Genomic DNA, 13,117 nt, shown 5'->3' with positions numbered 1-13,117 from the left:
CGACTCAAGACAACCTCCAGCCTCAAGACAGCAACCAGCGCCGCAGATGGGCGATGTCGCCCGGATATTCGCGGCGCAGCGTCTCAATCCAATCTTCCACGTTTTCCCACCAGGCGGGATGATCCGGGCTCTGGATCAGCTGTGCCGTCTGCTGCAATCGGCGCAGGCCAATGGAGCCTGCCGCCCCTTTGATCTTGTGGGCTTCTTCCACCACGCCGGCCTGATCCTTGGCAATCATGTTGGAGTCGAGCACTGCCATGTAGTCCGGCATCATCTTCTCGAACAGCTCAACGCTGGAGAGCAGCACCGGCTTGCCCACGGTATCGGCGTAATCGGTGAGGAAGGGCAAGTCCAGTAGCGCATCCTGATTGCCCGCATCCGCCTGCTCGTCCGCTTCATCCTCGGCCAGACCGGCAAACAGGTGGCCAATCACCTCCCGCACCGCTTTGGAGCCAAGCGGCTTGTTAATGACATCCTGCATGCCGTGATCCCGGTAGTACTGGCGATCGCCGGTGGAGTTGGCGGTGAGCGCCACCATGGGTGGCAGGCTGTCGCCATAACGCTCCAGCAGGGTTTTCGCCACATCGAAGCCGGTCATGTCCGGCAGCTGGATATCGAGCAAAATGAGGTCGAAATCATCCGGGTTGGCCATCGCCAACGCCTGGGTGCCGTCCCGTGCCACCTGCACCTGATGACCCAGCTTGCCCAGCAGGGCGCAGGCCACCGTCACGTTGAGCTCCACATCCTCCACCAGCAGGATATCGAGGGAGGGCATCTCCTCCTCCTGCTCTGGCAACACAGGTTCGGCGCAAGCCACTTCCAATTCGGCAGTGAAGCAGGAACCTTCGCCCGGATCGCTGTCCACATAGAGCTGGCCGCCCATCGCCTGCACCAGCTGACGGGAGACCGCGAGGCCAATGCCGGTGCCGGTGGCGTGCTTCTTGCCCTGTACCTGATAGTACATGGCGAAGATCTTCTCCTGCTGGGCGCGCGGGATGCCGATGCCGGTATCCTCCACCTCGAAGTGCAGGGCCAGCTTGCCCGGCTCGTCAGCGGGATGGGATAGGCAACGCACGGTGACGCCCCCCTCATCGGTAAACTTGACCGCATTGCCCACCAGATTCCACAGCACCTGACGCAGACGGGTGCCGTCAGCCATCACGAATTGCGGCATGTCACCATCGCGATCGAAATGGAGGTAGAGCCCCTTCTGCTCCGCCTGAATGCGCGACAGGGTCTCCAGCTCGTCGAGGAAGGCGGGCAGGTCGATACGGGTCGGCGCAATTTCGAGGCGACGGCGATCGAGTTTGTCCAAGTCGATGATGTCGTTGAAGATATTGCCAAGGGTCACCGCACTCAGGTGAATGGTCTTGAGCTGCTGGTGCTGCTTGGGATCGAGGGGGGTATCCATCAGCATCCGGCTTAAGCCCACGATGCCGTTGAGCGGGGTGCGCAACTCGTGGCTGATGGTGGAGATGAAGGTGGTCTTGTCGCGGCTCGCCTTCTCCAGCTTGTCCTGATACTGCTTGCGCTCGGTGATGTCACGGCCAAAGCCGAGCAGGCCGAGTCGCTTGCCGAAGCGGTCGAAGAAGGGCACCTTGCGCAGCTCGAAATAAGCCTTGCGGCCATCGGGATATTCCAGCCACTGCTCGTAGGTGAGCGGCTCGTTGCTGGCAAAAACCTGCTTGTCGGTCTCTACCACCTTGTTGGCAATCTCCTGCTTGTAGACATCGAACGGGGTCAGACCGATCAGCTCGGCCTCCACCTTGCCGGTCAGCTCCTCCATGGCGCGGTTGCAACCGGAAAACTGCTCATCCTCGTTGCGGTAGTAGACCAGATCAGGGGAGCAGTCGATAAAGGAGCGCAGCAGGGCAGTACGCTCCCCCAGATGAAGCTGGGCTTTCTCTCGCTGAAACACCTCGTTCTCGAGATCCTCAATGGCCTGCAGACGCAGGCTCTCGGCCCGGTTGGTCTCGGCAATCTGGGCGTTGAGGCGGCTGATGTTCTCCTGCAGCTGGGTATTGAGCTCCAGATCCCGCTCGCGCATATCTTGCAGCTTGCGCACCATCCGGCTCAGTCGCTGACGGGAATCCTCCAGCTGATCCACCACGATGGAGAGAAAATAGACCGCCCAGGGGGTCACCAGCAGGCCAAAAAACACCGAGCGAACGAAGTCGATCACATCGATATTGCCGCGCAGGAACAGGGTCACCCCCATCTGGATGGCGACCGCCAGCACGATAATGCCCGCCGCCAGGAACATGCTGAAGCGCACCAGTCCCAGCTTGGTCATCAGATCGACATAATATTGCGCCCAGGATTTAATCTGTTTCATCTTATTGTTTTCCCCCGATATTCGCGGTACAGAATACCAGCACAACCGAGTGAACTCTTCTTAATCTCGCACAATTAATTAACGATTCGCCGAATGAAATGAGTGGGTTAGGATAATTGACAATATTGAGTCAGTTGCCATTAAGGTTTTTTCTTTATACTCACCGGCCGAAAAAATTCACCACCATTTAATTTAGGAGTTATCCGATGCGCAATACCACCTTGCTGGGCCTGGGCCTGCTGGTCGCAAATAGTGCTTATGCTGATTTGGGTGAAATACCCAAGGAGTCTGGCTGGTCCGGTTTCCTGCTCGGCGGGGTCAGTGTCATCAATTACGAATCGAATTTTTATAGTGGTGATGATGAAAACCGCCGCCTGAGCGGACTGGGCAGTGCCGAGAGCAGCTCCGCCGTTGCCCCGCTGCTCAACGCCGATATCCGCTACACCTTTGCCGATACCCGCACCCAGGTCTTCCTCGGTAACCTGATCCAGGATGCCATCCGTTTCGACTTCACCCAGCAGCTCGGTATCCGTCAGGAGATGAGCGACAAGGGCATCGTAGCTGGCTCCGTGGTCTTTAATGCCATGCCGACCGAGCAGTGGAGCGATCCCTTCGCGGTGGGTGTCGACCGCCAGTCGACCGATATCAAGTCAAAAGGGGTTCGCTTCGCCTGGGACAGCATCTGGGGTAGCAACTTCAATGGCAGCCTGACCACCCGCAACATCGAGGTGGATGAGGAGCGCAGCGGCCAGCAATACGATAAGGATAACCAGACAAACTATGCGACCAAGCTGGATCGCAACGGCAAGATCCACGCCCTCGACCTCTCCTACAAATGGCAACTGGCCCCCGGTCAGATGCTGGAGCCAGCCTTTATCTACCGCCAAGCCGACCTGGACGGCAGCGCCCAAAGCTACAAGAGCAACGGCCTGCAGTTGACCTACGGCATGCGCGCTTCCCAGTGGTCTTTCGTCAGCAACGCCTATCTGGGCCAGACCAAATATGATGAGGCCAACCCCATCTTTGGCCAAAACGCCGACTCCGACGAGTTTGCCCTGACCGGTACCTTCTTCTGGCACCGCCTGTTCGGTATCGCGCCGCTCTCCGCAACCTTTACTGCTGGCTATGCCAAGTCCGATTCCGACATCAACTTCTACGATTCTGAATCGGTGATGTTCAACACCGGCCTGCTCTACAACTTCTAATAACGGTTGTACGCACCGATACAACAAGGCCACCCGAAGGTGGCCTTGTTGCTATCCGGCGTTTGCCTCAAATACCCAGGGAATCGAGCAGATCGTCGTGATCGTTGGCAACCGGGGCCGCAGCCTGAGCCGGCTTGGCGGCATCCTGCTTGGCCTGGGCGATCAGCGCATCAGGATCCAGCTCTTCATGCTCCATCCCCTCATTGTGGATGCGGATGAACTCTGTTTTGTCCATCGCCAGCTCCAGATAGAAGATGTTGTTGCGGGCGGTGAAGAAGGTGACGCGGCGGGACTCCGGGCTGTCGAGATTGGTATCGACGCTCAGCATCACCTGCTTGTTAAGGGCCAGCATCTTCGGCTGGTTCTGGGTGATGTGGGTCTGCAGATCCCGGCCCACCTTGACGGTAAAGCTGCCGACGATCTGGTTCATCAGCTCGCCCATCACGTTGCTCACCTCGTCAGAGGTGTGGGAGATGGCGAGATCCTCCTTGGAGAGCCCCATGCTCAGCATGTAGCTCTCGTACAGCTCCATGGCGGCGGCGGCGGAGAAGTTGATCACCACCAGACCGGAAAAACCGCCATCGAACAGCACGAAACAACCGATATCCGGCTTGAGGCAGGTCTTGCTGATCCGCTGCACCATGCCGGAAAACCGCACCTGACTCATGGTCGCGGCACTCAAAACGTCCGTCACCGAGTTGCACAGGCTGAGCAGCACATCCTCTGTGGTCAATACGGCATCGTCATCGGATCTTGTCACTATCATGGGACCTTCCTGAACATCGAAAATGGGCTTATCTATACCATAACTCTAACAGATGGCGCGGCCCGGAGACTGAAATAGCGACACGCCTCTCAGTTGACTCCGTTATCAGCAGCCACAGGGGTGAAACCGCTCAGCTTGGCGAGCCGGACACGCCATATATCGGCCTGCTGCGCCAAAACTTGTGGCTCGTAAGGCAAGACCGGATGGGCTCCCCAGATGGGGCCGGGCCAGGCGCGATCCGTCGCAAAGCGGGCGACATGGTGAAGGTGGAGTTGCGGCACCAGATTGCCCAGCGCTCCGATGTTGATCTTGTCCGGGCTGAGGGCCTGTTCCATCAGGGCGGCGACGGCGCAGGACTCCTGCATCAGCTGTTGCTGCTGCTCCGGCGCCAGATGGTGAATTTCCCGCAGGTTGGCTACTCGCGGTACCAGGATCAGCCAGGGATACTGGCTGTCTTTGGCCAGCAAGACACGGCAGAGGGGCAGATCCCCGAGCCACCGGGTATCTGCCTGCAGGCGTGAATGCAATTCAAACATGAAAACCTCGTTGAGTACGATGAACAGAGCGCCTGAAAAAAGGAGTGTCCACGTTACTGCAACGGGCAGAAAACTTAAAGCTGTGGCACGGCCCAACCGATAAAGCGCTTGCGCAGGGCAGGATCGGCCTGGAGGAACAGCTGCTGCAACTGCCCTTCCAGCTCGCTGGCTGCCACAACGGGTTGCGCCCCACCGGAGAGCGTAGCCGTTGGTTGTGTAGTAACAGCGACGGCCGTCAGCGCCGCCTTGCCGCCGCTGCGGTTGTATTCGGCCAGTTTGCCGCTCCAGTCCACCCCAAGCAGCATGCCACTGGTCACCAGCGCGTCCTGCTGGATGGCAAGCGCGCGGCCATTCTCCTGCAACGCCACCACAGGAGCCTTGGCATACGCCTGCATCCCCCGCTCGTCTCCCGGTACGCTGGCCGTCAGCTGCAAATGCTGATTGCTGCCCTGATAGCGCACCACCTGCGGCTCGGAGCGTACCTGCCGATCATTCTCGCTGCTGCTGCGACTGGGGATCACCCCCTCGAAGCGCACCAGCAGTTGCTGCTCGCCATCAGCCAGGGTGGCATGCTGCTCGTCCTGCAAGGTGCCGTTGCTCACCGCGAGAATGCGGAAATTCTCCGGCACCTTCACGTCCACCATGGCCTGTACACTGCCTGCCCCCAACACTGCACAGAGCAGCACAAAACCGGTCAACCCTCTATTACTCTTCATTCCCGCTGATCTTCCTGATGCCGATGATGGGCGCAGGGTAGCAGCCGAAGATGACAGAAAAATAACGCCGCTCAGAGCAGGTAGTGGGGTCGCTCGGCAAACCACTGGGCCAGCACCTGCTTGAACAGCCGGATCTTGCGCGGCACTCGCCGCTGCTGGGCATGCAGCACATGAAGCTGATGCAGACCACTCTGCCACTCGTCGAGCACGGTCACCAGCTCTCCCGCCGTCAGCAGCGACTCCACCAGCATCAGCGGGCACTTGGCATAGCCCACACCGGCACGCGCCAGTTGTAACACGGTACTGTAGTGGTTGGCTCGCACCTTGCCCTGCACCAGAATGTGAGCCTCTTCCCCTTCACGGATAAAGTGCCACTGCTCCCAGGCCGGATTGTGCCCCTGCAACAGGCAGCTGCGCCCGCTCAGCTCATAGGGAGTGGCGGGACGCCCCTCTCGCGCCACCAGTGCGGAGCTCGCCACCACCACATCCTTGAGCCGCCCCAGCGGCAGGGCCACCAGATTATCCGGCACCTCGTTCATGGCTCGCAGGGCGATGTCGTTCTCCCCCTGACTCATGTCGACCATCTGGTTGGTGAAGTTGAGCTCCACCTCCACTCCCGGGCAGAGCACGGCAAAGCTGGCCAGCAGTTCGCTCACCATGCGGTCGCCGGTACTGACCGGGCAGGTAAAGCGCAGGCGACCGCCATCCTCTTCGGTCAGCGCCTGAATATCCTGCTCCGCCTGCCGAGCCAGCGCGAAGATCTCCCCCGCCTGCTGGTAGAGGGTCTTGCCCGCCTCGGTCAGACTGAGGCGGCGGGTGGTGCGCTGCAACAGTTGCGCATTGAGTGAGGACTCCAGCGCGCTGACGTGGCGACTCAGCATCCCCTTGCTGACCCCCAGCGTATCGGCCGCAGCCGAGAAACTGCCGCGCAGCACCACCTCATAAAAGCTGGCCAGATGGGCGATATCCATCATTAGCTCCAATATGGAAACAATTGGTTTATTTTACGCGCTTTTTCGCATTTTCTGTTGCGCTAGAATCGATACATCCCAACCAGGAGTGATGCAGATGAAAATTGTGATTGTGGGTGCCTCCGGCACCGTCGGCTCCGCGGTCAGTGAACTGCTTGCCAAAGATCATCAGGTGATCCGGGTCGGCCACAGCCGTGGCGATGCCACGGTCGACATGCGCGATCCCGCCTCCATCAAGGCGCTGTTTGCCCAGGTGGGCCAGTTTGATGCACTGGTTGTCGCCAGCGGCAGCGTGGCCTTCAACGGCCTGACCGAGATGACCGACGATCAGTGGCAGGTGGGACTGGAGAGCAAGCTAATGGGCCAGATCAACCTGACCCGAGCCGCCATTCCCTATCTGACTGACAAGGGCTCCATCACTTTGATCAGCGGTATTCTGAGCGAGGAGCCGATCAACTGGGGCGTGAGCGCCAGCACCGTCAACGGCGCCATCGATCACTTTGTGAAAGCGGCCGCCTGCGAGCTGCCAAGGGGCATTCGCATCAACGTGGTGAGCCCCACCGTGCTGGCGGAGTCGATGGAGAAATACGCCGACTTCTTCCCGGGCTTCGTGCCGGTGCCCGCCGCCAAGGTGGCGCAGGCTTACAAAAAATCGGTGTTGGGCATCCAGACCGGTCAGGTGTTCAGGGTCAACGGCTAATCGCCGCTCGCTTGCCGCCAGACCAGCAATAAAAACGGGCCCCATAGCGGGGCCCGTCTGTTTCTCTGCCTCTCTCCATCGCCACCAGCAAACGTTTGTTTGTTGGCGACAAAAAAAGAGAGCAACCCTTAGTCGATCAGACCGTACTGATCGCGCAGCACCTCGATGATCTCCTGCTTGGGATTGGCAGAACGCGCCAACTTGTGGCCGATGATCTTCTCGGCGATCCCGACATAGGTGTTGGAGATATCCATCATCACTTCGGTCGGCAGCTTGTTGTCGCGGGCCAGGGCAAAACGTTCCGGCATGCGGTTCTTGTTGAGCAGGATGTCCGGATCCGGGAAGTGGTTTAGCAGCCACTGACGGAAACCCTCTTTCGACTTCTCGACAATCTGACCGTCGCGCAGAGCCGCGCCATCCCAGATACGGGAGCTGTCGGGGGTACCCACTTCATCCATGTAGATCAGCTTCTCGTTGCCTGCCGCATCGTGGACATAGCCAAACTCGAACTTGGTATCGACGAAGATCTGATCCAGCCCGGCCAGCGCGTCGCTGATGACGTTGAAGCCCTCTTTGAGCAGCACTTCGTAGCGGTCGATGTCGGCCGGCTTGCTGAAGTTGAAGCCCTTATAATGGCGCTCGATATCGGCACGGGAGACGTTGACGTCATCGGCTTCCGGCACGCCATCCAGCCCAGTCAGCACGCCCTTGGTGGAGGGAGTGATGAGGATTTCCGGCAGCTTTTGATCCTTTTGGAGCCCTTCCGGCAGGGTGATGCCGCAGAACTCGCGCTCGCCATCCTTGTAGGCACGCCACATGGAGCCGGTGATGTACTGGCGGGCAATCGCCTCGATCATCACCGGACGGGCTTTTTGCACGATCCAGACGAAGGGGTGCGGAATATCCAGAATGTGGCTGTCGGCCAGTCCCTTCTCCTTGAACAGCTTGAACCAGTGGCTGGAGATGGTATTGAGCGCAGCCCCTTTGCCCGGTACGCCGTTCAGGCCATCCACACCTTGCCAGATGCAATCGAAGGCCGAGATGCGATCGCTGATCACCATGAGGGCGAGGGGCGCATCGGCCGGCACATCATAGCCTTTCTCTTTTATGAGCCGGGCACTGTCTTCGGGGGTCAACCAGTAGACGCTGCGCACTTTGCCGGAATGGACAGGTTTATCGGTACGGATCGGCAAATCGTCATTCACCGCCAATACTTGATCTGCAAGACTCATGGCTAATAACACTTCCTGTTTGTGGGGGGTAAACATCGCGAGTCCCTAACCCGCACGCTCTGTTTGCAACGGGCTGGCAAGGGGGCTCGCATCATCGAAAACCGCTCGGAATCCCCGCGTTTTCAGGGGGATTTTGATAACAAAACAGGGGCACAAGGCCCCTGTATTTATTCTGCTTTTGCTGCTGCCTGATCGGCCAGCCCCTTGGCGAACGCCTCGGACAGGCTGATATACATCTGGGAGATAACCCCGGACGATACCGGCTTCTTGTCCTTGTCGAACAGGGTAATGGAGGTCTTGCCTCCCGCCATTTCGCCAAGCTGGAAGCGGTATTTCTCCTCCTCCAGTTTGAACGGCTCGCTCCCTTTCGCCTTCCAGAACTCGGCACCCGGCTCTTCGTACTCGACGTCGATCCAGCCCAGTGACTGCTGGGTATCCTTGATGGTGAAACCGTAAGCGGGCAGTACCTGATTGAGGCGACGCCACACCTGATCAAAGGAGCCTTCGGCAATCCAGGCGCTCAGTTCGTTGTTGTCCAGACCCAGTTGCAGATCCATGCCATCGTTGGACTTGTGCTGCTCGCGGGCTTTCAGCTGGCTGTCGTAATAGAGAGAGAACTGGTTCAGCACTCGCGCGGCATAGCGCTGGGCATCGGCAGGGGTCAGCTTGTTGCTGGTCTCGCCGTCTATGGTCTCTTCGTGATCCAGTACCCGGACCGACATATTGACGGCGTGGCGCTGGGCATCGTTGCGCACGGTGAACTGGTAACGCTGACGGATTTTGAAGTCTTCGTCATCTTCACCCCAGCCATCGAGGGCGACCGTGTTGTCAAACCAGCCGGTCTGCAATACGCCATCCTGCTGATCCAGCTTCTCGGTGGTGACCTTGTATTTGGCCAGGAAGTTCATCAGGAACGACCAGGTATCGCGCTCCACGCTCTGGCTGGTGCTCAGGGCATAGAAGGCAACGGTCGGTTCGGTTGCGCTCTGCACGACCTGACTGCCCGGTACCACGGTCAGCAGTTGAGCGGGTGGGCGCACATCAACCTGGGCGCCGAGGGCACCTTCACGGCTGCTTTCGGGAAGCGGCGGGATATCGTACTGGCTGTTGAAGGTGGGGGCACTCAATCCTGCGGGGATCAAGAACGCGCGGCCCTCGAGGCGGGCATCTTCATAACCGAAGTCGCGGTTGGCCATTTTGCGATCCTGGGGGGTGCTGCAACCGGCCAAGACGGCCACAGTCGCAACGCTCAGCACCAGACGGGCTCTATTTCCCTTTCCATTAGATTTAAACACTCGCCATCAACTCCGCTGTGGTCAGTGCTCGCGCCATCAGCTGCTCGCCCTCGGGGGTGAGGTCAACCAGCGGCAAGCGCAAGGTGGCTGTTGCAATCAATCCCAGTTGGGCACAGGCCCATTTCACCGGGGTGGGGCTCGGTTCGCAGAACAGAGTCTTGTGCAACGGCATCAAGAGATTGTTGATGTCATGCGCCTGCCCGGCATCACCGGCCAGCGCAGCACGACACATGTCGGCCATCTGGGCCGCTGCAATATTGGTGGTGACCGAAATCACGCCATCGCCACCTTGCAGCATAAAATCACAACCAGTGGCATCGTCGCCACTGTAGAGAGCAAACTCCGGCCCGCACAGCTCGCGCAGCAGCGGGGTGCGGCTCAAATCGCCGGTTGCCTCTTTCAAACCGATAATGCCGGGAACCTTGGCCAGACGGGCCACGGTCTCCGGTTTGAGATCGCAACAGGTGCGACCGGGCACATTATAAAGAATTTGGGGCAGACCACTAGCCTCGGCGATCGCACAATAGTGGCGATAGAGACCTTCCTGAGTGGGCTTGTTGTAGTAAGGAGTCACCGAGAGACCCGCCACCACGCCGGTTTTGGCCAGTCGCTTTGCCAATTCAATGGCATGGGCAGTATTGTTGGAGCCACAACCGGCGATGACGGGAATGCGTCCGGCGGCATACTCAACGGTCTTTTCAACGACGGCGATATGCTCCTGCTCGCTCAGGGTCACCGATTCCCCTGTGGTACCCACCGCAACAATGGCACTGGTCCCGGCGCTGACATGATAGTCGACCAGTTTGGCCAGACTGGCCCAATCGACTTCACCTGAAGCCAGCATGGGGGTAACGAGCGCAACAATACTACCGCGTAACATGGACTTTTCTCCCGATTTTCAGGGGCGTAATGGTAAAGCTGACCCCTTTGAAAAACAAGGGAGAGAGGGGGCAAGCCGTGATACCATCCGGAACAAAAAGCAATGGACGAAAGTCGGCAGCGTCCCTCAGGGAGTGGTCATCAGGGCCGGAGGGTTGGCTTGCCAGCGCGGCTTTCGCAACGAAATAACGGACGAGAGAAGATTTATGACTCACTACCTGGTCGTAACGGCCATCGGCACGGACAGGCCTGGCATCGTCAATGAAGTGACCCGCCACGTCAGTGGCTGTGGTTGCAACATTGTGGACAGCCGCCTTGGCATCTTCGGCAATGAATTTACCTTTATCATGCTGCTCTCGGGCGACTGGAACAGCATGATGCAACTCGAAATCAGCCTGCCCCTGCGTAGCCAGGAGTGGGATCTCATCACCATGATGAAACGCACCGAACGCCACCAGTCCCTGCAGTATGACATCCGCGCCAGTGCCGACCTGTTGATCCGCGACGAGCCCGGCATCGTAAGCCAGTGCACCCAGTTCTTCAGCGAACATGGCTGGAACATTCAGGCGATGCAATCCATGACCCTGGAGCAGCAGCCGTTCAACCTGCTGAAGATCAGTTTTCAGCTCAATCTGGCCAGAGAGGGTGAAGTGGAAGGTTCGCAAACCGCCTTCGCCGAATTCTGTCGTCAACTGGGTGCCGAATCGTTCGAGTTTATCGTCAATCGCAAACACGCCTGAGGGCGTTTTACCCGAGGAGACCCCATGCAACCACTACAAGCTGGCAGCCCCGCCCCCGATTTCTCCCTGCCCGACCAGAATGGCAATCAGGTCAGCCTCGCTGGCCTGCGCGGCAAGAAGGTGCTGGTCTATTTCTACCCCAAGGCGATGACCCCCGGCTGCACCACCCAGGCCTGCAGCCTGCGCGATGTGAACGCCGAGTTGGCCGCCCTCAATGTGTTGGTGCTTGGCATCAGCCCGGATCCGGCCAAACTTCTGAAAAAGTTCGAAGAGCGGGACCAGCTCAACTTCACTCTGCTGGCCGATGAGGACCACGCCGTCGCGGATGCCTTTGGCGTCTGGGGCCCGAAGAAATTTATGGGCAAGGAGTATGACGGCATTCACCGTCAGAGCTTCCTGATCGACGAAGAGGGCAAGATTGCCCACCACTTCGACAAGTTCAAAACCAGCGATCACCATCAGGTGGTACTGGATTTCCTCAAGGGATAATCCTCCCCTGCGTCATTGAAAGGCCTGCCATGCAGGCCTTTTTTGTCTGGCCAGCCGCCCCTTGCCAGCGGATTTTTCTCACCAACTCCCCCGCCCAGATCAAAAAATTCATTTTATATATGGGTTAACGTGACCCCAGAATCATCTTCCAGCGAGATATCCCATGAACATGAGCAACACTGAGCGTTTGATCCTGAGCAACCAGTACGAAATTCTGGCGAAACTCAATCCGGAGAAAGCGGACGCCTACCAGCGCGCCAGCACCATCATCGAGCGCGGCTACTGCCTGCAGATCCTCGAGCTGGAGAAGAGCTTCGGCCATCTGGATCTGGCGACCTGCCAGGAGGTGATCGACACCCTGGAGCTGCACCACGCACTGGCCATCTCATGGGGCAATCTGGATGCCGCCGATCAGGGCGAGATCAATGCCAGCCGGCTGGAGTTCAACGGCTACAGCCGCAGCCAGGAGCGGGAGCTGGCCGACTATGTCTGCTTCCTGCTGGAGGTGGACAAGCGCTTCCCCGAGCTCAAGTGCCCGTGCGACGAGCTCTCCAGCGACATCGCCATGCGCGACAAATACCAGCGGATGCTGACTGTATGGCGTCAGTGCCCGCGTCAGTACAAGCTCTCCATCCAGGAGATCCGCAAGGTACTGGCGGCCTGATCCGCACACCGACCGCAACAAAAAAGGCGCCACTGGCGCCTTTTTGCATCTGAAGCGGATTATTCGTAGAGAAAAGATTTATCGAGCTGCTGGAAGGCGGCCTTGAGGGTATCAGCCAGCTCTTCATAGCGCGGCTGGGAAACCAGCTGGCGGCGGCCTCCCTGCTCGTTCATCTTGCCGTTGATCTCCCGATACCAGCTCGCCAGCGATGGGGGCAAGCGGGTGTCGGCACGCTGACCAAGCCAGTAGTAGCCCTGCAGCGGCAAACTGAGCAGAAACAGCACGGACGTGATGACGGAGGGCCAGTAGTGCAGCTCGCCAAACTGGAACTGCAGCATCACGCTCAGCACCGCCAGCGCGGGGATCACCTTGAGGGCGAACTCGGTCGCCTTGATCACCCGATTTTCAGGAAACATCGAATTGAGCTCGGGACGGCGCGGCCAAAGCGTCATATAATGGCGGCCTTGCTGTAACTTAGTTCCAAAAATGTTCATGCTCATACTACCTCCGAGCGCTTTTTGAACGTACTAACGGCAAAACCTCGACAAAATTTGATGCAAAGTAACAAAGGTTGAGGATGACTTTGTTA

Annotated in this window: 14 protein-coding genes; 5 read left to right on the top strand and 9 right to left on the bottom strand. The window is 58.6% G+C overall.

The genetic code is table 11. From position 1 onward, the window contains the following. Positions 1-22 precede the first annotated feature (22 nt). A complete protein-coding gene (gene arcB, locus AB5Y73_RS01090; RefSeq protein ID WP_107682600.1) occupies positions 23-2,335 on the bottom strand; it encodes an aerobic respiration two-component sensor histidine kinase ArcB in 2,313 nt (770 codons plus the stop codon). Positions 2,336-2,541: 206 nt separating this feature from the next. Here arcB and AB5Y73_RS01085 point away from each other — a divergent pair, with 206 nt between their 5' ends. After that, positions 2,542-3,540 (top strand): DUF2860 family protein, encoded by a 999-nt coding sequence (locus tag AB5Y73_RS01085; RefSeq protein ID WP_058057228.1) that lies wholly within the window; start codon positions 2,542-2,544, stop codon positions 3,538-3,540. Positions 3,541-3,607: 67 nt separating this feature from the next. Here AB5Y73_RS01085 and AB5Y73_RS01080 read toward each other — a convergent pair whose 3' ends face one another. The 4 genes from AB5Y73_RS01080 to AB5Y73_RS01065 all read right to left on the bottom strand — a co-directional run bounded on the left by AB5Y73_RS01080 (position 3,608) and on the right by AB5Y73_RS01065 (position 6,529). Beyond that, complete coding sequence (locus AB5Y73_RS01080; protein ID WP_005339098.1) at positions 3,608-4,306, bottom strand: DUF3334 family protein; 699 nt, start codon at positions 4,304-4,306, stop codon at positions 3,608-3,610. An 89-nt stretch (positions 4,307-4,395) separates the two neighbouring features. Next, positions 4,396-4,842, bottom strand: a complete 447-nt coding sequence (locus tag AB5Y73_RS01075; RefSeq protein ID WP_107682601.1) for an HIT domain-containing protein — start codon at positions 4,840-4,842, stop codon at positions 4,396-4,398. 74 nt (positions 4,843-4,916) lie between these two features. Beyond that, the gene (locus AB5Y73_RS01070; RefSeq protein ID WP_107682602.1) at positions 4,917-5,558 is read right to left on the bottom strand and encodes a DUF2057 domain-containing protein; all 642 of its coding nucleotides are present in this window, start codon (positions 5,556-5,558) and stop codon (positions 4,917-4,919) included. A 71-nt stretch (positions 5,559-5,629) separates the two neighbouring features. Further along, positions 5,630-6,529, bottom strand: coding sequence for a LysR family transcriptional regulator (locus AB5Y73_RS01065; protein WP_107682603.1), 900 nt, complete (start codon positions 6,527-6,529; stop codon positions 5,630-5,632). 97 nt (positions 6,530-6,626) lie between these two features. On the opposite strand from AB5Y73_RS01065, the gene AB5Y73_RS01060 reads away from it, so the two are divergent. Further along, on the top strand, positions 6,627-7,229 hold the full coding sequence (locus AB5Y73_RS01060) for a short chain dehydrogenase (RefSeq protein ID WP_107682604.1): 603 nt from the start codon (positions 6,627-6,629) through the stop codon (positions 7,227-7,229). Positions 7,230-7,357: 128 nt separating this feature from the next. On the opposite strand, the gene AB5Y73_RS01055 is transcribed toward AB5Y73_RS01060, so the two are convergent. The 3 genes from AB5Y73_RS01055 to dapA form a co-directional block, all read right to left on the bottom strand. Further along, a complete protein-coding gene (locus tag AB5Y73_RS01055; RefSeq protein WP_181294859.1) occupies positions 7,358-8,461 on the bottom strand; it encodes a phosphoribosylaminoimidazolesuccinocarboxamide synthase in 1,104 nt (367 codons plus the stop codon). Positions 8,462-8,628: 167 nt separating this feature from the next. Then, positions 8,629-9,756 (bottom strand): outer membrane protein assembly factor BamC, encoded by a 1,128-nt coding sequence (gene bamC / locus AB5Y73_RS01050; RefSeq protein WP_107682605.1) that lies wholly within the window; start codon positions 9,754-9,756, stop codon positions 8,629-8,631. Next, positions 9,749-10,636 carry a 4-hydroxy-tetrahydrodipicolinate synthase gene (dapA, locus tag AB5Y73_RS01045; RefSeq protein ID WP_005349232.1) on the bottom strand — a complete coding sequence of 296 codons (888 nt, stop codon included), beginning with the start codon at positions 10,634-10,636 and terminating at the stop codon, positions 9,749-9,751. The genes bamC and dapA overlap by 8 nt, the downstream gene beginning before the upstream one ends. A 205-nt stretch (positions 10,637-10,841) precedes the next feature. Between dapA and AB5Y73_RS01040 the strand changes: the two genes are divergently transcribed. From AB5Y73_RS01040 to AB5Y73_RS01030, 3 genes are all read left to right on the top strand, one after another. After that, the gene (locus AB5Y73_RS01040) at positions 10,842-11,375 is read left to right on the top strand and encodes a glycine cleavage system protein R (RefSeq protein WP_064337273.1); all 534 of its coding nucleotides are present in this window, start codon (positions 10,842-10,844) and stop codon (positions 11,373-11,375) included. Positions 11,376-11,399: 24 nt separating this feature from the next. Further along, positions 11,400-11,864, top strand: a complete 465-nt coding sequence (gene bcp, locus AB5Y73_RS01035; RefSeq protein WP_236095630.1) for a thioredoxin-dependent thiol peroxidase — start codon at positions 11,400-11,402, stop codon at positions 11,862-11,864. A 163-nt stretch (positions 11,865-12,027) separates the two neighbouring features. After that, positions 12,028-12,528, top strand: a complete 501-nt coding sequence (locus tag AB5Y73_RS01030) for a YfbU family protein (RefSeq protein WP_107682606.1) — start codon at positions 12,028-12,030, stop codon at positions 12,526-12,528. Positions 12,529-12,587: 59 nt separating this feature from the next. Here the strand turns inward: AB5Y73_RS01030 and yfbV are convergent, their stop codons facing one another. Continuing rightward, positions 12,588-13,028, bottom strand: a complete 441-nt coding sequence (gene yfbV, locus AB5Y73_RS01025; protein WP_005339116.1) for a terminus macrodomain insulation protein YfbV — start codon at positions 13,026-13,028, stop codon at positions 12,588-12,590. Positions 13,029-13,117 lie beyond the last annotated feature (89 nt).

The organism is Aeromonas sp. s7(2024), assembly GCF_040907825.1.
Taxonomy (GTDB): Bacteria; Pseudomonadota; Gammaproteobacteria; order Enterobacterales; family Aeromonadaceae; genus Aeromonas; species Aeromonas veronii.
This window is presented reverse-complemented; position numbering and strand designations above follow the sequence as displayed.